This is a genomic window from Azospirillum isscasi (genome assembly GCF_030849505.1).
GTDB classification, from domain to species: domain Bacteria; phylum Pseudomonadota; class Alphaproteobacteria; order Azospirillales; family Azospirillaceae; genus Azospirillum; species Azospirillum isscasi.
In genome coordinates, this window is record NZ_JAUJFI010000097.1 from 1 (window position 1) to 22,384 (window position 22,384).

Here is a 22,384-nt window from a genome sequence, read left to right on the forward strand (position 1 = left end):
CCCCTCACCGGCCGCATTCTCTTCAAACGGAGAGAATCACGACCGGCAAGCCGGGCATAGCCTTTTTCCGCGGCCTGATAGGCCTGCGCCAGCGATGTCGCCGCCCGCATCACCACGGTGGACAGGGGCGTCGCGCCCTCGGTCGTCGGCAGGTCCAGCGACGGCACGAGCGCCAGGAAGCGCTTGGCCTCCGGCGTCACCGCCTCATGCCCGGCTTCGGCCAGCCGCAGCACGGCAAGGTCCACGAAGGGGCGGAACGGTTCCATCAAGTCGTCCACGAGGCACAGCGGGTTGCCCCGGTTGCGGTGGAACAGCCCCAGTGTGGGGTGCAGCCCCGCCCCCATCACCCCGCGCGCCACAGTAGAGCGCAGGATCGCATAGCCGTAGTTCAGCAGCCCGTTCACCCCACCCGCATCCGAGTCGCGCCGGAAGTCGTCGCCGAACAGCAGCGGCCAGTAACGGCGCGCGGCCTGCGCCTCGATGTTGTCCGGGTCGCCGGAGCGCACCTTGCGGGCCAGAGCCTCGAAGGCGCCGGAGGGCGCGCCCTTCGCCTCCAACACGGCACCCTGCTGGCGGATCTTGGCACGCACCAGGATCTGCCACAGCCTTTTCGTCTGTGGAACCGAGACGTTGAGCTGGGCGCGCATGCGCTGGGCCTGCACATGGTGGCCGTCAACCGGCCACAGGAAAGCCGCCGGCACATGGTTCGGCCCGCACAGCACCACCGGCACGCCCCGTTCGGACAAGGCCAGCAGCAGGTTGTTGGAATAGGTCAACCCATGCGCGTTCGCCACCACGGAGCCGATGTCGTCCAGCGGCACCCGACCGATCTCCACGCCCCGCGACTCCACCACCAGGAAGCCGCGCGACAGCGACAGATGCCGGCCGTCCTCGGCGATCTCGACGATGCGGCCGGTCATGAGGCCGTCTCAAGGCCGGAAGGAGCGGCGGGCGCCGCCGCCCATTTCGGGAAGCCGGGGTCGCGCACCCGGCCCAGCGGATCGACCGTCACCCGCCGCGCTTTGCGCTGGCGCAGCATGCTGAAGGCGACGATCAGCCAGCGGAACGGGTCGTCCGGATCGGCGTGGCGCTTGTCCAGTTCGCCCGCCTCGACATGTTCGGCCATGCGGACGCGGTGGTTGGCGGGTTCCAGCCGGGCCACGCGCATGATGCGCAGGCGCCCGTCATGCTCCAGCCTCACGAGGTCGCCCTTGTGCAGGCGCATGACGAAGCGCTCGCCCTCCGCCGGCACGTACGGGGCGGCGCGCCCGTCCGGCAGGGCGGTGCGGTGCGCCTCGAACAAGGTCGCCGCGCGGCCGGTCCAGCGGCCATCGGGCAGGGCCACGATGTCGATGTGGTGCACGTCGCCGGCGATCAGGCCCTTGTAGGGCGCACCATCCGGCCCCTCGAGCCAGATCGGGTCGGCCTCCTTGGCCAGAAGACGGGCGCGGCGGATGCCGGTCCAGGGCGCGGTCGCCGCCAGATCCTCCGCCGCCTTCGCCACCGCCTGCTTGGCGTCCAGCCGGTCCGGGCCGGCTTTGTGGAAGGCCACGCGCTCCTGCATGACCCGGCGCAGGCCGGGGTCGCGGATGCGCGCGATCTCCTTCTCGCTCAGGCCGTCCAGCGGCTTGCGGTAGACGAGGTTGAAGCCTTTCTCCCGCTCCTTCTCCGTGGTCGGACCATAGGCGGTGTCCTCGTGCAGGCGACCGCCGGTACCATGTTCCGGCTTGTGGGAGACGGTCAGCCCACGCCCCCGCGCGGCCAGCTCGTCGCGGAAGCCGTCCCAGGGGTCCTCCAGATCATCCATCAACCGGTCAATCCCGCGGTCTTCCGCCCGGGAAGCGGCCTGGGCCACCTTCTGCACCATGCCCTGGTCGATGCAGCCGATCACCGCCGCGTCCAGCGCGTGGTGCCGATGATCGTCGCGGTTCTTGGCGTAGGTCACGTCCATGGGTGGATCGCCGCCTTCGCGGTTGTGGTCGCGCAGTATGGAATCGACGCCCCAGCGCCGGCGCAGCAGCGCGGTCAACCGCCCCGGCGAAACGCGCACCCGGTCGGGATGGCAGACGTGGCGCAGATACTCCCGCGCCAACCGCGCGAGGTATTGCGTGTCGGTGATCTGCCGGGCGAGAAAGCCGCCCTCCTCGTCCCAGCGGTTCATGGCGTTCTCGGCGAAGCGCCAGCGCTTGTTGGGCGGCAGGTCCTCCACACAGCCGAGAATCCGTGACCAGCGCGCCTCGTCCCCGTGCCAGCGCTCGTACGGCGTCATGTTCGCCTTCTCGCGGTTGGAGGCGGTCAGGCAGACGACCTTGTTGGCGGCGCTGTCGTCCAGGCTGCGGGAAAAGGGCAGGATATGGTCGATGTCCACCTTCTCGGACAGCAGCATCTCCAGCCCGATGGTCTCGCCGGTGTAGGGGCAGCGGCGGTTGACACCGCTCCCCTGCTCTTCCCACAGGCGCAGCTTCATCAGGTTGCGGCCGTTGACCGGCGCGTTGACGCTGCGCAGCAGGGCCTTGCGGCCGTCGTTCCTTCTCTGGTTCTCCGCCTGCTCCTTCTCGCCGCGGCGGCGGGCCTCCTGGGTCTGCTTCAGCGGACGGGCCAGCTCCACGACGATCTCATACGGACGGCCGTAGCGTTCGATCAGCTCATTCACCACCAGCCGCACCTGATTCAGCCCGATGTGCACCGTGGGGTTGGCGAGCCGGCCGAGCCGTTTCTCCTCCGAATCCTTCGGGTCGCCGGTGCCGAAGGCGACGTGGCGTTCCAGAACCGCGCCGTAATAGGGCAGCGTGTCGAGCCGCTCCCCCGGCCGGCGGTCGGAATGGTGGGCGCTGGGGATGGCGACCGGCACGGCTTCATCGTAGCGGATCGGTCGCCCTTCACGCGACTCGCGCTCCAGCACGGGCAGCAGGGCGGCCAGGGCTTTCCGTCCAATGCGCAGGTGGAAGTCGGGCAATGACACGTCGGCAACGCGGGCGGCGGCCTCGGGCTCCAGGTCCCAACGGGCGACCAGCCAGTCGATCAGCGCGCCCTCGTCGGTTTCCGCCAGCAGCCGTTCGACCACTTCGTCCTGCTCGGCCAGGGTCAGCTTCGCCCAACGCGGGCCGAAGCGCTTCTTGTCGGACAGCAGGGCCGAGGTCTCGTCGGTCGCCAGCTCCGGCCGGCGGGTGGATTCGTGGGAGAACTCCACGTCCGAGCCGAGCTTCAGCGCCTTGCGGATGTCCTTGAAGGTCATAGCTTTCTTCGTGGGCTTGGCCTTCGCTGCACGCAGGATCAGGTCGCGCTCCCCAATGGCCAGCGGTCGCTCGCTGCGGTCGGGCGCGATGATCCGCAGGTTGGCGAGTTCGGTGTAGAGTCGGAACCGCTGTGCCGAGGGTAACGCCCGAGGGGCGCGGGGATCGTCCGGGAACAGGGAGCATTTGCCGACCGCCGGCGGCTTCAGCGGGCGCTGGTGGAAGATGCGGTGGCGCAGGGTGGTGCGCGCTTCTTCGGTCAGCAGAGCCGGATGGTGACGCGCCTGCGCCGCCCACAGCCTGTCGAACTCCTCCTCCAGCATCGGACGGGCCGGATAGAAGGGGTATTCGGCTTTGGCCCCCCGCCCCACCATCCGGGCGCGCACGCTGCGCCCATTGGCGCGCAGCCAATCGAAGAAAGCGCCAAGGGTCGGAGCGCCGGCCTCCGCCATCTGGATGTCCAACTTGTCGATAGCGGTGCGGATCTTGCCCGCCTCCTCCTCGTCGCCGGCGCCGCGCATCGCCTTGAAGCCCCGGCGCTGGTTGATGTGGAACAGCGCCCGGCCGATCTCCTGCGGCTCCAGCCGCTCGGTCAGCCCCCGCGTGCGCAGATCGAACGGATCGAGCCGCTCCAGCGCCTTGCGCGCCGCCCGGTCCCCGGGCATCAGGCCGAAGCGGATCAGCGCCGCCATCAACCGCGCGCGCCGCACCAGCGTCCGGTCGCGCCGCCGCCGCATCTGCCGCGCGGTCCGCCGCGCCACCGCCAGCGAGTTTTTGTCCTGTGGGTTGCGTCCATCGGTGAAAATGCGGACGCCCATGCATCTGATGCCCTTCGGCTTTCCGCCGTGGTCCAGATCGAGCGCGCACCAGCCAAGGGAATTGGTGCCAAGGTCAAGGGCCAAGCGATAGGGCTGCATGGGATCAGACCGCTCCTCAAGAGGATTGCAAGCGTGTTCGGCTATGGCAGCCTTATCGAACACCATCCATGGTAGATCATACCACGGCCCTTGACCGCGTGAAGGGATCTGCTACTCTTTTCTTAGCTGGAAACGATACCTGTTTTAGCCGATGGGAAACCGAGGTCCAGCCGTTAACAAGTCCGCTTCGGCGGGCACAAGATGCGGGGCAGGCTACGGCCTGCCCCTTCTTGTTTCGGGTACCTTTCATCGCTTCCCTCCCCTCTTTTTTGCGTTCCTGTGGGCTCTCCAGCCGCGGGGAGGCTATTTCCGCTTCGCGCGCATCGCCTTCCACGGAAGGTGCTTGTTTCGCCTTGCCTCCATCCAGGGGCAGCTTGAGAAGACCGGCCGCATGAGGAAATGCGCCACCGTCCAGCGGTCGTGTCCGCGCCCCACCAGCCGGGCGGCCCAGCCGCTTCCTCGGTAAGCATGGCCAGCGTCTGTCCGGGCCGCAGCCGATCCGGGGCGGCAAAGGCCCATTTCAGAATGTTCGGGCGGTCAGGATCGCGCAGGTCGGTCAGGCCGATCTCGTGCTTTTCCGTAACGGCGTTGGTCCAGTTGGTGTGGCCCCGGATCCGGACCATGTCGCTGACGATCAGCAGAGGCGGGTTGTCGAGCACCGGCGCGTAGCGCTGGAGATGCGCGTAGGCCGTTTCCAGACATCGGCGCGTCCGGGCCGCCCATCGGTCTTGGCGACGGTCCTTTCGAAGCAATAGTCCCTCGCCGTCGGGTTGGCGTCGGCCTGGGCCTTTTCCCCCAAGACACGGCAAAGATCGATAAAGTGTTGTTATGCTCCCTGAGTCTCGCCCAGTGAGGATTTCGCCCTTTTGCGGACGAACTCCTCCACCGTCATGCGAGGCCGTGTGGTGTCGTCAAGCATGCTTGTGCATTATCTCGTATTTCACATGGAAGAATGCTGACCATGGACACTTAAAATAGTCTTTATGGTGAACAGCATTCTAACGTTATTTATTACCTGTTCGAAAGAATTCTTTTGTGTGATTCCTGTATTTTCTCCTCTCCCTTCATACTCTTACCAGAGTTCCAGAGCGGCGATGGGACGCGGTGAAACGCCGTCACCGCATCCTTCGGATCGACTTTGCCGCCATCGCCCTCACCTGCCCGTCCGGCCGGGTGTCCTGGCATTCCCCTTCCCCGGCCTTGACCACAGCCCTCAACCGGTCGGCCAGGGCGCGTTCCTGAGCGCAGATTTCCTCGCAGATCACCCGCATCTCGGCGATGCTCGGCCGCCACTTTCTCGTCCGGCGCCATGTGCGGGCCGCGGCATCGATGGCCCATGCCGGGTATTCGCCAAGGTCACTCGCCCAGTCCAGGGCGATCATCTGTTCGACGTCCGGCGCCATGCTCTTCGCCGGGTAATGGCTGAGCAGCGCCAGTATCCGGGCGAGCAGATGGTTGGGTGCCGCCGGGGCGAGAACGGTCTCGGCCATGTCGTCCAGCGCGCGGCGCGCCATGGCCGCGTCCTGCGGCGTCACCGTTGCCGGAGGAAACCAGCGTTCCGCCATCCCGTCGAAGCGCTCCTCGCTGAAACGGGGGCGACGTTCGGTGCTGCCGGTCTCGAGAACGCTTCGAAGCGGTGGCGGCAGCGCGTTCAAAAGCATGCCGTGACGCTCGGTGGCCGGCAGCGTGGGGTCGAAGGGCAGCGGCGAGCGTGTCGGAAACGGCGTGATCGCGGCGGTCATGCAGGCTGCGCTCCTCAGATGGGGGAATGGGCGGCGCGGTTCGGCGTCAGGCGCGCGGCGGCGGCGGCCCAGGCGTTCAAGCGCTGTTCGGCGGCGGTTTCCCGTGACCGGCTCCCAGGTGTGGCCGGAGCGGTGGCAAGCACGGTGCCGGAGACAATGGGAGCCTTGCCGGCGGCAACATCCTGGGCCAGCCAGGAGCGCCAGGCGGCTCCGACGTTGCGATAGCGGTAGCCGTGTGCCCGGCAACGCAGAACGAACCCTTCGCTGTGCCGGGCAAGATCGACATGGCCGAAACGGGCTCTGGCCCAGGAGAGGTCGGCGGCGTCGGGCATCCAATCCTCCGTAACCTCCTGAAGCGGTTCTCGCGTGCACCCGGAGAGCGAGTCTGGAATCTGTTCGGAATGGAGCTGTTCCTGACTCGGTGCTGGACAGGGGGCGTTCACGGGGGAGTCATCCCTGTCGATGACGGGCACAGCCGATGTGGCGGCGGCCTCGTCCGCGGTGGCGAAGCGAAGGCGGTACAAGCAGGAAAGGCGCGCCCCGTTGCTGCCGCGACGATGCACGATCTCGACCAGACCGATCTCGTCGAGGCGTTGCAGAATGCGGTTGATGGTCGGGCGGGATCGCTTCAGCTTTGCCGCCAATGTCGATTGCGACGGCCAGCAGATGCCCTGGTCGTCGGCGTAGGTCGCAAGGGCGGCCAGCACTGCGAAGCCGTCGGCGTCAAGATGGGGATGGTCCAGCCACCAAGCCGGAATCCTGCCCCAACGGCCGCTGGCAGGCTGGCCGATGCTGGCGTGATCGGACTCGTTCAGGGATATGGACATCGATGCGTCTCGCGAGCGGTGGCGCCGGTGTGGTCGGCTGATTTGCGGTCGAGGATTCCGCACGCTCCGGAGTCGGTCCAAATCGCGAGCAAAAGCGCGCTAGCGATGCTTCTCGCGATGCCACTGTGTTTGCTCGCGGGCAGCGCGCTTTTGCTCGCGATCCTCGCGCCTTTGCCCGCGCAATGCGCGCGAATCGGACTCCAGCGCCGCAGGTCGCGCATGTCGCGCTTTTCCTCGCGTTGGGCTGGGCGAGGCTTGGCGGGCGGCTGGCCGTTGCTGGGCAGGGTCGCGCTTTTGCCCGCGATAGGGAGAAGAAGACCTCGCGCTTTTCCTCGCGATACCGTCCTCACTTGGGCCGTTCCGGCATGGTCGGGGGGATGCGCTCGACGCTTCGGCGCTCTTGCGCGGAGTCGCGCTCTCACTCGCGGTTGGCTGCTGCCGGATCGCGTCTTTGCTCGCGATTCATGCGCCGGGAACCTTTGGACGTTGCGGTTATGCCCGGCTCAATGGTTCAGGTTGCGCTTTTGCTCGCGCTTTTGCTCGCGATTTCAGCCGGCTCGCGATGCTGGGGCCAATGGCGCATCGGGCAACTCCCCGATTCGCGTGCTCGGGCCGTCCTTCATGGTGCTGGGGTTTTCCGCAGTCGCCGAATCGCGAGCAAAAGCGCGATTGCAGCGAGCAAAGGCGCGATATTGGCGGGCCGAAGTCCCCATCCGAATGGTGCAAGGCGTGGCCGGAGGATTGTGCTGAACCACCGGCGCCCTCTATGGTGAGACGGGTTCGGAGGACGGAATGGCGAAGGTTCCCAGTGTCAGTGCCGCGCAGTTGGTTCTCTTCGAACTGGAGGACCGTTCGCAAAGCCACTTGATCGCGTTGTACGATCTTGTTCCGCGCTTTGTGTTCGTCACGCGCGACAACGCCCGCAGCGAGGCCGTGGCGCCGGCCACCAAGGACCAGTTCGTCAAATCGATCAACCGCGATTTCACGTTCGACGGCCGAACCTATTACCTCACCATGCAGCCGGCCCGCGTGTACCGGACCAAGGCCGGCAAATTCGTGGCGAGCGCGACGCCGGAGCAGGCGCGTGATCTGGTCGAGGTGGAGGTCTTCCCCTCCGAGCGCGAGCAGATCGTCGAGCAGGTCGTGAGGCGCCTCGCCATGGACCGCTCGCGCCTCTCGCTGGTCGGTGAAAAGCGTGACAAGGTTCAGATGCGCTTTTCCCTGTACGAGATCCGGCGCGAATTGCGGGCGGTGAACCACACCTGGGACTACACGGAGATCCGCGAGGCTCTGACCATCCTGGCGCGCTCGCGCATCATCATCAGCAAGACCAGCGACGGAGATGGAGGGCGCAAGCGGTCGTCCAATCTTCTGGACTCCACCGCCTTTCCCCAGATGGCCGTCCGCTCGCGCCCGGATATTGCCGGCGACGACGAGGGCGAGGAGGAAACCTATCTGGAATTCAACGCGCTGGTGTCGGCCGCCATCCGGGATCTGGAATTCAAGCCGGTCTCCTACGAATGGCTGATGCGGTTGAAATCGCCGGTGTCGCGTTGGCTCTACAACCGGCTCTCCGCGCAGTTCAGCATGCCGGCTGGAGCCGTTCAGGATGATGATGGCGTGAAGGCGGTTACTTTTTCCGCCGACGACATCATCAAGAATTCCGGCATGAACGAATGGTCCCGCCGCCGCGACACGCTGCGGGCGGTATCGGCGGCTGTCGACCAGCTGGTCGAGGAGGGCATCCTCGAAAATGTCGAGAAGGTCTATGACAAGACCGGGAAGCGGATCGACGGCATCGACTATGTCATGATGCCCTCGGTGCGTTTCCTTGAACAGGTGCGCAAGGCGCGCAATGTTCGGGAGGTCAACGCGACCGTGCTCAAGACGATCACGGGAAGCGAGTCCCGGCCCGACGGTTTCGTTCCGCTCACCCCGGCCGAAGCTCTGGAGGCGCGGAGCCGGCGCTCGAAGAAGCTGGCCCATGCGGAGGCCCAGCCGAAGCTGCGCCTCGACGACGCACCCTGACCGCATGCTGTCGGCGAAGCCGGAGTGGGCTGTGCGCGATACCCGCCAGCCGACGATCCTGCGGGTGAAGGTGTCGATGACGCAAGCCATGCAGACGAAGCCCTGCCGTGACGTGACGCAGGTGAAATCCAAATCGCGGGTTGCGCTTGGGCGGCTGGCGGCGAGGGTCCCGGACCCGTTCAGCCGCAAGGCGGTTGAGCAGGCCGGGCTTCAGGCCGCATGACCCGGTGTCCATCATTCCGTGGGAAGCTCACCAAAGCCCCATCGACATAAGGCCCGGCTGTGCTTAGATAGGCGCAGCCCGGCCCGTTTGCGCCGATCCACGCACAACCCGGGCCGTTCCACTGCGTTGATGGACCGACCATGGACAAACTGCACGCGATGCGCGTCTTCGTCCGCGTCGTCGAGGTCAACAGCTTCACCAAGGCCGCCGACACGCTGGGCCTGCCACGCGCCTCGGTGACGACGACCATCCAGAATCTGGAGGCCGCGCTCGGCGTGCGCCTGCTCCAGCGGACGACGCGAAAGCTGAGCCTGACGTTGGACGGCGCCGCCTATCTGGAGGGCGCCACCCGCATCCTGTCCGACCTGGACGAGATCGAAACCTCCTTCACCAGCGCCCGCAAGACTCCGCGCGGGCGGTTGCGGGTGGACATGCCGGGTTCGGTCGGGCGGCTGATCATCATCCCGACCATCCACGAGTTCCACGCCCGCTATCCCGACATCGAGATCATGATCGGGATGAGCGACCGCCCCATCGACCTGATCCAGGAGGGGGTGGACTGCGTGCTGCGCGTCGGCGATCTGGTGGATTCCAGCCTGATCGCCCGCCGGGTCGGCGCCTTCCGCCCGGTGACCGTCGCCAGTCCCGCCTATCTCGCCCGCCACGGCACGCCGCGGACCATCGAGGAGCTGGACGGCCACACCGCCGTCAACTACTTCACCCGCACCGGCAAGATGCACGAGATGAGCTTCGAGCGCGACGGCGTCACCCACGAGGTGAAGCTGAACGGCCCCGTCTCGGTCAACGACGCCGACGCCTACGTGACCTGCGCGCTGGAGGGGCTGGGCATCGGGCAGGTGGCGCGCTTCATGGCGCTGCCCCATCTGCGCAGCGGTGCGCTGGTGGAGATCCTGAAGGAATGGCGCCCGGCCCTGATGCCGATCTCGGCGCTCTACCCGCACAACCGCCACCTGTCGCCGAAGGTCCGCGCCTTCGTCGACTGGGTGGCCGAGCTGTTCGAAGGCTGCCCGCTGATGCAGGGCGGGGAGATCGACGGCGACGCATGCCGGGAGCGGGCGGAGCCGCCGAAACCCGCCATCCCGGCGGACCCGGAGAACGCCTGCCTCTGCGTCGTGTGAACGGGATTGTTCATCCGATCCGAATTGTGTTGCCGTTGACCGCGTATTTATTCCAGCCGGACGAGCGCCCACACTCCCTCCTGTTGCAATGCGGGAGGGGTGCGGAGGCACCGTCGGATCATGGGCCGTTCGTCGGATCAGTCGAAAACACGCAAAGCCGGGGCGGCGCGGTGCCCGCTGTCGGTCGATGAACAGACCATCGCCGGTCACGCCCAGGACATCCGGCTGCGGCTCTACCGGCCCCTGATCGGGCTGACCGTTCCGGCCCTGCTGTATCTGCACGGCGGCGGCTTCACCTCCGGTTCGCTGGAGGAGGCGGAGACCGCCGCCGCCGCCATTGCGGAGAGCGTGCCGGCGCTGGTCGTCTCGGTCGCCTATTCGCTGGCCCCGGTCCACTGCTTCCCCACCGCCGCCCACGACGCCCATCAGGCGGCGCTGTGGACCCTGACCGCGGCCCGCGACCTGAACATCGCCAAGGGCGGGCTGGGCGTGGCCGGGCACGATGCCGGCGGCCATGTCGCCGCCTCGCTGACCTTCCTGGCCCGCGACCGGGGCGACGTGGACATCCGCGCGCAGGCCCTGCTCGGCCCGATGCTCGATCCCAGCCTGACCCGGGCGGGGGATGCCGAGGCGATGCAGTCCGACGTTCCGGCCACCGCTTACGCCCGTTGCTACCGCGCCTATCTGCCCGAGGCGGCGCAGCGGCTGCATCCCTACGCCGCACCGCTGGACTCCCGCCGGCTGGCCGGGCTGCCGCCCACGCTGATCGTCACCGCGCAGAAGGATGTGCTGCGCATCGAGGCGGAGCAGTACGCCGCCAACCTGATCGGAGCCGGCGTGCCCACCGAGGTCACCCGTTTCCCCGCCATCTCGCACGCCGCTTTGCCGGGCCACCGCCCGGCGCTGCTGGCGGTCGCCGACTTCTTCCGCCGCCGCCTGTCCCCCGTGGACGGTGCCGGCGTCCCTGTCTGATCCCCCAGGAGATTGCTCCCATGTCGTTGTCTCCGTCGAAGCTCGCCCTTCTTCTCGCCGTCGGCGCCGCCACCGCCGGTGTGGCCGGGGTCGTCGCCACCCAGGGCCATGCCGACGCCCCCGCCGCGGCCACCGCCGCCCCACCGCCGCCCGAGGTGGACGTGGCGCCGGTCGTCGCGCGCAAAATCACCGACTGGCAATCCTACTCGGGCCGCCTGGAGGCGGTGGACCGGGTGGAGGTGCGCCCGCAGGTGTCCGGCGCCATCACCGCCGTCCATTTCCGCAATGGTGCTTTGGTCAGGAAGGGCGACCCCCTCTTCACCATCGACCCGCGCCCCCATGTCGCCGAGGTTGCGCGGGCCGAAGCCCAGGTCGCCGCCGCGCAGGCCGCGGTGCGCTTCACCGCCGCCGACCTCGACCGTGCCCAGCGCTTGGTGCAGAACGCCACCGTCTCCCGCCAGACCCTGGACGAGAAGGAGAACGCCGCCCGCGAGGCGGTCGCCAACCTGAAGGCGGCGCAGGCCGCCCTCGACCTCGCCCGCATCGACCTGGAGCACACCCAGGTCACCGCGCCCATCGCGGGCCGCGTCTCGCGCGCCGAGGTGACGGTCGGCAACGTCGTGGCGTCCGGCGCCTCCGCCGCCCCGCTGACCACGCTGGTTTCGGTCTCCCCCATCTACGCCTCCTTCGACGTCGATGAGCAGACCTATTTGCGCCACATCGCCAGCGTGAAGGACGCCGCCGACGTGCCGGTGCAGCTCGGCCTCGCCAACGAGAGCGGCTATTCGCGCGGCGGCACGGTGGAGCATGTGGACAACCGGCTGGACGCCGTGTCGGGCACCATCCGCGTCCGCGCCAGGTTCGACAATCCGGACGGGATGCTGGTCCCCGGCCTCTACGCCCGCGTCAAGGTCGGCGGCAGCACCCCGCACGACGCGCTGATGGTCGAGGACCGCGCCATCAACACCGACCAGGACAAGAAGTTCGTCCTGGTGGTGGGCGGCGACGACACCGTGCAGTACCGCGAGATCGTCCCCGGCCCGGCGCAGAACGGGTTGCGGGTGGTGAAGAGCGGGCTTGAAGCGGGCGAGCGCATCGTCGTCAACGGCCTCCAGCACGCCCGCCCCGGCGCCCGCATCAGCCCGAAGGTGGTGGCGATGGGCAAGCCGGGCGACGCCATCGAAACCGCGTCCAACGCTCCCTGATCCTCAAGCCATGACGGGAGTCCCGCCGGGAGAGCCATCATGAACATCTCGAAATTCTTCATCGACCGCCCGATTTTCGCGGGCGTGCTGTCGGTGGCGCTGTTCCTGGCGGGAGCGATCTCGCTGTTCCAGTTGCCCATCTCCGAATACCCGGAGGTCGTTCCGCCATCGGTCGTCGTGCGCGCCCAGTTCCCGGGCGCCAACCCCAAGGTCATCGCCGAAACCGTTGCCTCCCCGCTGGAGGAGCAGATCAACGGCGTCGAGAACATGCTGTACATGCAGTCGCAGGCCAACAGCGACGGCAACATGGCGCTGACCGTGACCTTCCGGCTGGGCACCGACCCGGACAAGGCGCAGCAGCTCGTGCAGAACCGGGTGTCGCAGGCGCTGCCGCGCCTGCCGTCCGACGTGCAGCGGCTGGGCGTGACGACGGTCAAAAGCTCGCCCACCCTGACGATGGTCGTGCATCTGCTGTCGCCCAGCGACCGCTACGACATGACCTACCTGCGCAACTACGCCATCCTGAACGTCAAGGACCGGCTGAGCCGGATCTCCGGCGTCGGCGAAGTGCAGGTGTGGGGCGCCGGCGACTATTCCATGCGCGTCTGGCTCGACCCCAACAAGGTCGCCCAGCGCGGCCTGACCGCGTCGGACGTGGTGGCGGCGATCCGCGAGCAGAACGTCCAGGTCGCGGCGGGCGTCATCGGCGCCTCGCCCGCGCTGCCCGACACGCCGTTGCAGCTTTCGATCAACGCCCAGGGCCGCCTGAAGACGCCGGAGGAGTTCGGCGCGATCATCCTGAAGACCGGCGAGCAGGGCGGCGTCACCCTGCTGCGCGACGTCGCCCGTGTGGAACTGGCGGCGGCGCAGTACGGCCTGCGGTCGCTGCTGAACAACAAGCCGGCGGTGGCGCTGGGCATCAACCAGTCGCCGGGCGCCAACGCGCTGGCCATCTCCGACGCCATCCGCGCGGCGATGGCCGACCTGAAGGCCGACATGCCGGACGGCGTGGACTACAGCATCGTCTACGACCCGACGCAGTTCGTCCGCTCCAGCATCGACGCGGTGATCCACACGCTGCTGGAGGCGGTCGCCCTGGTCGTGCTGGTGGTCATCGTTTTCCTTCAGACGTGGCGCGCCTCGATCATTCCGCTTCTGGCGGTCCCGGTGTCCATCGTCGGCACCTTCTCGCTGATGCTGGCGCTGGGCTATTCGATCAACGCGCTGTCGCTGTTCGGCATGGTGCTGGCCATCGGCATCGTCGTGGACGACGCCATCGTCGTCGTGGAGAACGTCGAGCGCAACATCGAGAACGGCCTGTCGGCCAAGGAAGCCACCTACCGCGCCATGCAGGAGGTCAGCGGCCCGATCATCGCCATCGCGTTGACGCTGGTCGCCGTCTTCGTGCCGCTGGCGGCGATGAGCGGCCTGACCGGCGAGTTCTACAAGCAGTTCGCGATGACCATCGCGATCTCCACCGTCATTTCCGCCTTCAACTCGCTCACCCTGTCGCCGGCCCTGGCGGCGGTGCTGCTGCGCGCCCACGACCAGCCCCAGGATTGGCTGACCCGCGCGATGAACCGGGTCTTCGGCGGCTTCTTCCGGCTGTTCAACCGCGTCTTCCACCGTGCCTCGACCGGCTATGGCCGCGGGGTCGGCGGGGTGGTGCGGCACAAGGGGCTGATGATGCTGGTCTATGTCGGGCTGCTCGGCGTCACCGTGCTGCTCGGCCGCACCGTGCCGATGGGCTTCGTCCCGGCGCAGGACAAGGAATACCTGATCAGCTTCGCCCAGCTTCCCAACGGCGCTTCGCTCGACCGCACGGAGGCGGTGATCCGCGAGATGACCGACATCGCGCTGGCCCGCCCCGGCGTGCAGAGCGCCGTCGCCTTCCCCGGCCTGTCGGTCAACGGCTTCACCAACAGCTCCAGCGCCGGCATCGTCTTCGTCACGCTGAAGCCCTTCGCCGAACGCAAGGACCCGTCGCTGTCCGCCGCCGCCATCGCGGGTGACCTGCAAAAGCGCTACGCCGGGCTTAAGGAAGCCTTCGTCGCCATCTTCCCGCCGCCCCCGGTGATGGGGCTGGGCACGCTGGGCGGCTTCAAGATGCAGCTGGAGGACCGCGGCGCGCTGGGCTACGAGGCGCTGAACGCGGCGGTCGGCGCCTTCCTGAAGAAGGCGATGCAGACGCCGGAGCTGGGGCCGAGCTTCTCCAGCTACCAGATCAACGTGCCGCAGCTCGACGTCGATCTCGACCGCGTGAAGGCCAAGCAGCAGGGTGTGCCCATCGGCGAGGTGTTCGACACCATGCAGATCTATCTGGGCTCGCTCTATGTGAACGACTTCAACAGCTTCGGGCGGGTCTATCAGGTCCGCGTCCAGGCCGACGCGCCCTTCCGCGCCGAATCCGCCGACATCGGCCTGCTGAAGACGCGCAACGCCCAGGGCGACATGGTGCCGCTCTCCTCGCTGGTCACGGTGAAGCAGAGCTATGGGCCGGAGATGGTCGTGCGCTACAACGGCTACACCGCCGCCGACATCAACGGCGGCCCGGCCCCCGGCTACTCCTCCGGACAGGCGCAGGCCGCGGCGGAGCGCATCGCCCAGGAAACCCTGCCGCGCGGCGTGCGGTTCGAATGGACCGACCTGACCTATCAGGAGATCCTGGCCGGCAACGCGGCGCTGTGGATCTTCCCCATCAGCATCCTGCTGGTCTTCCTGGTGCTGGCCGCGCAGTACGAGAGCCTGACCCTGCCGCTGGCCATCCTGCTGATCGTGCCGATGAGCCTGATGTCGGCGCTGGCCGGGGTGTGGCTGACGGGGGGCGACAACAACATCTTCACCCAGATCGGCTTCATGGTTCTGGTCGGCCTGTCGGCGAAGAACGCCATCCTGATCGTCGAGTTCGCCCGCGAGCTGGAGCACCAGGGGCGCAGCGTGGTCCAGGCCGCCATCGAGGCCAGCCGGCTGCGGCTGCGGCCCATCCTGATGACCTCCATCGCCTTCATCATGGGCGTGGTGCCGCTGGTGACCTCCACCGGGGCGGGGGCGGAGATGCGCCACGCCATGGGTGTGGCGGTGTTCTCCGGGATGATCGGCGTCACCCTGTTCGGCCTGGTGCTGACGCCGGTCTTCTACGTCCTGCTGCGCACGATGGTGGGGGCCGGAAAGCCGGTGGCGGCGGGGCCGGCCAACGCGGCGCTCGCCCACGGGCATGGGTATGGGCATGGGGACGACTGAGCGTCCCTGAGTTTTGCCGCTTCGCCGAGGCCCGCCCCTTCGTGGCGGGCCTTGGTCGTTTCACCGGCGCCTCAGGCGTCGATGGGGGCCAGCAGGAAGTCCACGTCCGCGGCGGTCAGCAGACCCTCCGCACCGCCCGCCTCGTCGTAGACGGCCTCGCCAAGCTGCCGCTTGCGCTCCTGAAGCTGGACCATGCGCTCCTCCACCGTGCCCATGGTCACCAGCTTGTAGACGAAGACCGGCTTGTCCTGGCCGATGCGGTGGGCGCGGTCGGTCGCCTGGGCCTCCACCGCCGGGTTCCACCACGGGTCGTAGTGGATCACCGTGTCCGCCGCCGTCAGGTTCAGCCCCGTGCCGCCGGCCTTCAGGCTGATCAGGAACAGCGGCACTTCGCCCGCCTGGAAGCGCCGCACCGGGGTGTCGCGGTCGCGCGTGTCGCCGGTCAGCTCCACGAACGGAATGGCCTGTTTCTCCAGCTCCGGCTTGATAAGGTCGAGCATCGAGGTGAACTGCGAGAACAGCAGGATGCGCCGCCCGTCCGCCAGCAGCTCCGGAAGCATCTCCAGCAACCGGTCGAGCTTGGCCGAGGCCGCACCCTTCGCCACCTTCTTGCGCGCGCTTTCCAGCTTCACCAGCCGCGGGTCGCAGCAGACCTGCCGCAGCTTCAACAGCGCGTCCAGGATGGTGATGTGGCTGCGCGCCAGCCCCTTGCGGGCTAGCTCCTCCCGCACCCGCTGGTCCATGGCGAGGCGGATCGTCTCGTAGAGGTCGCGCTGTGCCTCCAGCGGTTCCACCGTCTCGACCATCTCCGTCTTGGGCGGCAGATCGGCGGCCACCTCCTCCTTGGTCCGGCGCAGAAGGAAGGGGCGGACGCGCCGGGCCAGCACCCGCTGCCGCTCGGCGTTGCCGTGCTTTTCCACCGGCGTGCGGAACTGGCGGCGGAAGCCGGTGCGGTCGCCCAGCAGCGATGGCACGGCCTGCGAGAACAGCGCCCACAGCTCGTCCAGATTGTTCTCCACCGGCGTGCCGGTCAGGCACAGCCGCTGCCGCGCCTCCAGCGCCTGGGCCGCCTTCGCCGCCTGGGCAGTGGGGTTCTTCAGGTATTGCGCCTCGTCGAAGATCGCCAGATGCCAGGGCTGCGCCTCCAGCGCCTCGCGGTCGCGCGGCAGCAGCGCGTAGGAGGTCACCACGAGATCGTGCTCGGCAAGCGCGCCGTGCGCCGCCTTGCGCTGCGGCCCGTGCAGCACCACCGTCCGCAGTTCCGGCGCGAAGCGCTGCACCTCCGCCCGCCAGTTGCCCAGCACGCTGGTCGGCGCCACCAGCAGGCTGGGCCGGTCGAGCCGTCCGGCCTCCTTCTCGACCAGCAGGTGGGCCAACGCCTGCACCGTCTTGCCCAGCCCCATGTCGTCGGCCAGGATGCCGCCGAAGCCGTGTGCGCCAAGGAATTGCATCCAGTCCAGCCCGGTCTTCTGGTAGGGCCGCAGAGTCCCCCGCAGCCCCGCCGGCACCGCCGCCGCGGGCCCCCCACCCGCCTCGCGCAGCGCCCGCGCCATGCCGCGCACCGCGTCAGCGCCCAGCAGCGGAATGCCGGCGGCGGACGCGGCCTCCTCCAGCGCGGTCAGATCGCCCAGATGCGTCCGCCCGATGCGCAGGCCGTCCACACCCGCCTGAAGGCCGAACAACTCCATCAGCACGCCGATCAGCGGGCGCAGGCGGTCCACCGGCAAGGGCAGGAAGCGGGTTTCGTCCAACCGGACGAACACGACACCTTCCGGTGCCACCGCGTCCAGCATCACGTCGAGTTCCGGGCGCGTGCCGTCGAAGGCGATGCGGCCCATCACCTCGATCACGGAGCGCAGCACGGGCAACAGGTCGACGCGCTCACCCGCAACCTCGACGCCCAGCGACAGGCCGAACCAATCGATTCCCGTGCCGTCACCGATCTCAAAGGACCAGTCCCTTGGCGCGTCCAGAATTTGGAAGGGAAAATCCGGGTCGAATTCCACGCCCCAGCCCTCGGCCCGCAGAGCGGGCAGGACGGTGTGGCACAGTTCCAGCCAGATGGAGCTTTCATGTGGCGACTGATCGGGCACGACATGAAAGGCCCGCAACTGCGGCGGGCCTCCGGCGACGCTCAGCATCAGATCGTTGAGGACGAGACCGGCCTTGCGCAGACGACCCGCGGCCTTCGCTTCCACCTTCGGCTGGCGACGGGCCGTGACCAGCACGCCCTCTTCCATCCATTGCAGCGGCACCGCCGGATCGCTGGGAGCAACGCGAACGCCGCCGTAATCGAAGGCAAGAACGGCGGCGGGGACATCGAGACTCACGGTGGCCCCGTAATTGTACCCGTAGCCATAGCCGTATCCGTATCCGTAAGGCGACGTCCTGCGGGCGAGCCTCAGGCGCAGGATCGGACGCGGGGCGACGGTCCGCGTTTTGGTGCGGGCAGGCGGCTCCGGCAGAACCGGCAGCCGGGCGCCGATCCGCTCCACCGACTTGCGGAAGGCGGCGACCTCCCCCGGTGGCAGCGGCGGCGCGCCCAGCAGCGTGGCGGAGACATGGGGCGACATGCCCGTGTCGATGGGGCCGCACTCCCCGCTGTCCGGATCGAGATAAAGGAGCGGCACGGTCGGCAGCGCAATGGCCGAAGGCGTGTCCAGCGCGATGGCGAAACGCTGCCGACCGGCGCTGTCGCAGTCCCAGCGCGGCGTTCCCATCCGTGCAGGACCCGAGCGCACAGGCTGCCCGTCGCGGTAATCGCCCCAATAGAGGCGCCCGGTGCGCAGCATCCGCTCGATCAGCCAGGGCGCCCAATCCGCCTTCAGCGCGAAGGCGCCGGAGGAGGCATCGCGCCCCCCCTGCACCACGGCGGACAGAATGGCGTGATCCGCCGGAGTGATGAACTTCGCCTCCGGCAGGCTGTTGAGCTGGCGGCCGTCGTAGCTCCTTTCGTCGTTGGCGAACCCGCCGCCCTTGCGCAGCGAGACCGACAGAACGCGCAACGCCAGCCGCCGCCCGCCGTCCGCCTCGTCCTCCAGACCCAGCGCGTAGAGCAGCCGCTTGCGCACCGTCTCGGGATAACGGTCCCCGGCGTCCCGCTCCGCCGCCTCGTCCAGCCGGAAGAGCAGCGTCTGAAGGGGGGCGGAAAGCACGGGCAGCGGGGCGGGCGGTGGGGCGGGCGGTGGGATGGGTGAAGGTTCGGGGTGCCGCGCTTGCGTCTCCCCCCGCCGCGCCCAGGCGATGACCGCGGCGGCGACATGCTTGCAATTCTGTCCAACCGGACAGTTGCAACGGCCATCCACGCCGTGGACCGCGCTCCCCTTCAAGACAACCTCGATCTCCTGTTCGTAGGGATGGCGCTCCGAGCCCTGGACCGTGGCGGTGATAAAAAGGGCGTTGCTTTGATGCGCCACCACATCGAGCGCCCGCACGCGCCCTTCACGCTCATAGCGTTGTCCTCGTTCGAAGGAGCCATGATCGAAGAACCGGCGCAAGGAGTGTGGATCGATCACGAGAACGGCACTCCCGAAGGCATGAGCGGGATCCGGACCGCGGCCTTTCCAAGGCGGGGTGAAACCGGGCATGTGGGACGTCCCACATGTCCGGTTCGAACCCTTTAACCGGCGCCCTCAAGGATCGCGTCGATTTCCGCACGCAATTGAAGCAGGCGTTCACGATGCGCGGTGTCGAGCAGGTGGCGCTGTTCGCGAACGACGGCAACATCGCGGATGATGCGCTTGACGCTCGCCTGAAGCGTCCGCTCGGGGTCGTGCGGCCCGGCTTCGCGGGTGGAGGACCCCTGGGCGTGGTCGCGCTTGGCCTGACGGACCGCCTTGACCGAGGCGCCCTCTTTCGCCTGCGCCCACAGCGCGGGCCGCAGGTCATCCGGCGCCGCCGCGATCTCGATCAGCACCGACCGCGACACATGCGTGCAGGAGGCCGTATATTCCTCCAGCACATGGCCTGGCAGCGACAGAATGGCCAGCAGCTTGGTGACGTCGGTGCGGTCCTTGCCGACGACCGCCGCCAGTTCGTCGTGGGTGTAGCCGTGCTTCTCGACCAAGCGGGCGAGGGCGGCGGCATACTCCACCGCGTTGAGATCGACGCGCTGAACGTTGTCGATCAGCCCGATCTCGTCGGGGTCGCCGGATGTGAGAATGGCGAAGACCGTCTTGCGGCCCAGGATCTCATGGGCGCGGATCCGGCGCTCCCCGCCGATCAGCAGATAGTCTCCCTGCGCAAGGGGCCGGACCAGGATCGGGTTCTGCAAGCCATAGCGGTCGATGGACGCGGCCAGGCTGTGCAGTTCGTTCTCGTCGAAATGGCGGCGCGGCTGGTCGGGGTTGCGGTGGACCCGGTCGATGTCCAGCTCGACCACATGGGGGAAGCCCGCGGACGTGCCGAACAGCTTGTCGGTGCCGATCGAAAGCGTGGGGGAGCCGCCCAGCAGCTCCTTCGTCTTGCGTTCGAACTTACGCGGCATGGGTCGCCTCCCGCTGCGTGGCGTAGGCTCGGATCTGGCGGGCCACCTCGCGGAAGGTCTCCGCCCCCGGGGCGCCCGGGTCGCCGGCCAGTGTGATCATGCCGGCGGCGGCGGCCTTTCCGTAGACGGTGGCGCGGGGGATCGGGGGAAACACCGGAACCTGATCGGCGTAGGACTCGCGCAGTTCCTGCAGCGTCGCGCGGTCCTGCGTCAGACGCTCGTTGTACATGGTGGGGATGATGCCGGCGATCTTCAGCCGCGGGTTCACGCGGCGCCGGATGCGGGTGATGGTGTCCACCAGCCGTTTCACGCCCAGCAGGGACAGCGCTTCGGTCTGAACCGGCACGATGACCAGCTCCGCCGCCGACAGCGCGTTGGCTGTCACCAGCCCCAGATTCGGCGCGCAATCCATGACCACGAAATCATAGGTGCCGCGCACCTCGTCGAGCTTCTCACGCAGCACGAGCCCCCCGGTGGAATCGGCGGCCAGTTCGACATCGGCGTCCGCCAGCGAAAGGCCCGCCGGGACGAGGTCCAGGCCCCGTTCGCCGGTCGGGACGATGACCGACGTGATCGGCTCGTCGGAGCGGAGCACGAAATAGAGCGTCTTGCGTTGCTGCTCCAGATCGACGATGGCCGCGTTGCCGACGCCGACATGGACCGTCGCGTTGCTCTGGGAGTCGCAGTCGATCAGCAGCACCCGGGCGCCCCCTTCCGTCAGGGCATAGGCGAGGTTCACCGCCGTGGCGGTCTTGCCCACGCCGCCCTTCTGGTTGGCGATCGCCAGGAAGGTGGCCGAACGCGGACGGTCTTCCGTGGTCTGGTCCGCCAGGAAGTCCTGGACCTGCTGGGGGATTCGCTCCGCCCCGCCTTCCCATCGGCTGATCTTCGCCTTCGTGTAGCTGCGCCCGAGCCCATCGTTGAGCCAATCGGCGAATTGAGTCTGGTTTTCCCCGCGGCGCTCGCGCAATTGGCGCATCTCGTCCCCACCAAGCGGCGGCATCGGCATCCCCTTCGTTCGGTTTCGGCGATTCTGCTCAAGTTGCCGGAACTTTGTCAACGGATGCCCGCTCAGTTGCCGGAACTGGACCGGCGGCACCGTCATGTCCTTGCTGTCGGGTGGGGTGAATGTCGGGTCCGGATGACCGCCGCCGCGACAGCCGCACCGCCTTGGCCGCCTGACGGGGCGGGTCGAATCCGCTGGAAATCATCCGCTGGAAATCCCAAGCAAATCCTTGGCAATTACATATGAATGGTTGAAAGAACGATCAGACCAAATGCTGACTGGTTGTGGAAACGTCGGTCAAAATGCCCCGAACGTGCTTTTATTCATGAAATAGAACAACGTTCTTCTGTGGAGAACGCTTGGAATGGAACAAGCAACGCTGTGCCCCACGCCGTCCGTGGCGCCGCACGGCGTCTCGGTCCGCTTTGGCCCGTTCACCGCCGTGGCGGACGCCGACTTTCAGGCCGGCATCCTGGCGGTCGGCATCCTGGCGGTCGGCACCGGCGCGCCCGCTCATGGCGTCAGGAACAGCGCCGAGGTCCAGACCCGCGACTGGTCGCGTTGGCGTGCGGTGAGGAACAGCGGATGCTCGCGGTCCGGGGCGAGGCCGAGTCCGGCGAGCGGAATGCGCCCGGCCAGATCACGGGGCAGCGGCGCCTCGGTGACCCGCTCCACCGTCACCTCCAGCTCGGTGCCGGGCAGGACACGGGTCACCCGCCCGGCCTGGGGGCCTGTGCCGGCGAGCAGCGCGTCGCCGTCGATGTCCAGCACCGCTTCGGGGGCGTGCGGGTTGGGCGGCGGCGTCAGCGGATTGCCGACCTTCACATAGGTGCCGATGGCCAGACGCACCTGGATGCGCGTGCCGGCCAGACGCGACAAGACCAGTTCCACCCCGTCGCTGTCGCCGTGGGTGACGGTGCGGATGGCGACGGTGGTCGCGTCGCGTCGCCAGCACCCCTGCTCCGGATGGTCGAAGCCGAAGGGCTCGACCCGCTGCACGGCGGCACCGGTGACGGTGATCCCGCCGTCCCAATAGGCGCCGCGGTAGCGGTCCTTGATGCGGGCACCGCCCAGCCGCAGGCGGATCCTCGTCTCCGACAGGCCCAGTTCGCGGTGCAGGTCGCGTTCCCAGACCAGCCGGTCGCCGTCGAACAGGCGCAAAGTCTCCCACCCCCGGTCGCCCAACAGCCGGTAGTCCAGTTCATCCCCCGGCGCGGCCTTCACCACCTCGCCCATCCAGCGGTCGCCCAGCCGCAGGCTGGCGAAGCTGCGTTCGCCCGTGGTCGCGAAGGTGCGGCGCGCCCGCAGCGCCCGGCCCACCGTCGCGCGGTCCAGCCGGTCGGCGAAGACGCCGGTCAGCCCGCCC

14 protein-coding genes are annotated in these 22,384 nt (G+C 68.1%); 6 read left to right on the forward strand and 8 right to left on the reverse strand.

Annotation, left to right across the window (positions count from 1 at the left end):
* The 4 genes from cas1 to QSG27_RS18315 form a co-directional block, all read right to left on the reverse strand.
* The coding region (cas1, locus tag QSG27_RS18300) for a type II CRISPR-associated endonuclease Cas1 (RefSeq protein WP_306708607.1) at positions 1 to 920 on the reverse strand (920 nt) is incomplete at its 3' end.
* Positions 917 to 4,216 carry a type II CRISPR RNA-guided endonuclease Cas9 gene (gene cas9 / locus QSG27_RS18305; RefSeq protein WP_407653243.1) on the reverse strand — a complete coding sequence of 1,100 codons (3,300 nt, stop codon included), beginning with the start codon at positions 4,214 to 4,216 and terminating at the stop codon, positions 917 to 919. The genes cas9 and cas1, both read right to left, overlap by 4 nt.
* Before the next feature lie 1,049 nt (positions 4,217 to 5,265).
* Positions 5,266 to 5,892 carry a hypothetical protein gene (locus QSG27_RS18310; protein WP_306708611.1) on the reverse strand — a complete coding sequence of 209 codons (627 nt, stop codon included), beginning with the start codon at positions 5,890 to 5,892 and terminating at the stop codon, positions 5,266 to 5,268.
* A 14-nt stretch (positions 5,893 to 5,906) separates the two neighbouring features.
* Entirely contained in the window at positions 5,907 to 6,719 is an 813-nt protein-coding gene (locus tag QSG27_RS18315; RefSeq protein WP_306708613.1) for a helix-turn-helix domain-containing protein, read from the reverse strand.
* Between the two features lie 792 nt (positions 6,720 to 7,511).
* Here QSG27_RS18315 and QSG27_RS18320 point away from each other — a divergent pair.
* The 6 genes from QSG27_RS18320 (at position 7,512) to QSG27_RS18345 (ending at position 15,526) form a co-directional block, all read left to right on the forward strand.
* A complete protein-coding gene (locus QSG27_RS18320; RefSeq protein ID WP_306708614.1) occupies positions 7,512 to 8,747 on the forward strand; it encodes a plasmid replication protein in 1,236 nt (411 codons plus the stop codon).
* 4 nt (positions 8,748 to 8,751) lie between these two features.
* Positions 8,752 to 8,970, forward strand: a complete 219-nt coding sequence (locus tag QSG27_RS18325; protein ID WP_306708616.1) for a hypothetical protein — start codon at positions 8,752 to 8,754, stop codon at positions 8,968 to 8,970.
* Between the two features lie 140 nt (positions 8,971 to 9,110).
* Positions 9,111 to 10,109: a LysR family transcriptional regulator gene (locus tag QSG27_RS18330; protein WP_306708618.1), complete on the forward strand. Its 999-nt coding sequence runs from the start codon at positions 9,111 to 9,113 to the stop codon at positions 10,107 to 10,109.
* 120 nt (positions 10,110 to 10,229) lie between these two features.
* Positions 10,230 to 11,081 (forward strand): alpha/beta hydrolase, encoded by an 852-nt coding sequence (locus QSG27_RS18335; protein ID WP_306708620.1) that lies wholly within the window; start codon positions 10,230 to 10,232, stop codon positions 11,079 to 11,081.
* Positions 11,082 to 11,101: 20 nt separating this feature from the next.
* Positions 11,102 to 12,286, forward strand: coding sequence for an efflux RND transporter periplasmic adaptor subunit (locus QSG27_RS18340; RefSeq protein ID WP_306708622.1), 1,185 nt, complete (start codon positions 11,102 to 11,104; stop codon positions 12,284 to 12,286).
* Between the two features lie 39 nt (positions 12,287 to 12,325).
* Positions 12,326 to 15,526 (forward strand): efflux RND transporter permease subunit, encoded by a 3,201-nt coding sequence (locus tag QSG27_RS18345; protein ID WP_306708624.1) that lies wholly within the window; start codon positions 12,326 to 12,328, stop codon positions 15,524 to 15,526.
* A gap of 71 nt (positions 15,527 to 15,597) precedes the next feature.
* Here the strand turns inward: QSG27_RS18345 and QSG27_RS18350 are convergent, their stop codons facing one another.
* From QSG27_RS18350 to QSG27_RS18365, 4 genes are all read right to left on the reverse strand, one after another.
* Positions 15,598 to 19,041: a DEAD/DEAH box helicase gene (locus tag QSG27_RS18350; RefSeq protein WP_306708626.1), complete on the reverse strand. Its 3,444-nt coding sequence runs from the start codon at positions 19,039 to 19,041 to the stop codon at positions 15,598 to 15,600.
* A gap of 104 nt (positions 19,042 to 19,145) precedes the next feature.
* Complete coding sequence (locus QSG27_RS18355; protein WP_306708628.1) at positions 19,146 to 20,012, reverse strand: ParB/RepB/Spo0J family partition protein; 867 nt, start codon at positions 20,010 to 20,012, stop codon at positions 19,146 to 19,148.
* On the reverse strand, positions 20,002 to 21,015 hold the full coding sequence (locus QSG27_RS18360; protein ID WP_306708630.1) for an AAA family ATPase: 1,014 nt from the start codon (positions 21,013 to 21,015) through the stop codon (positions 20,002 to 20,004). Before QSG27_RS18360 ends, QSG27_RS18355 begins: the two co-directional genes overlap by 11 nt.
* Positions 21,016 to 21,531: 516 nt before the next feature.
* On the reverse strand, positions 21,532 to 22,384 hold an 853-nt coding region (locus QSG27_RS18365; RefSeq protein WP_306708631.1), incomplete at its 5' end, for a hypothetical protein.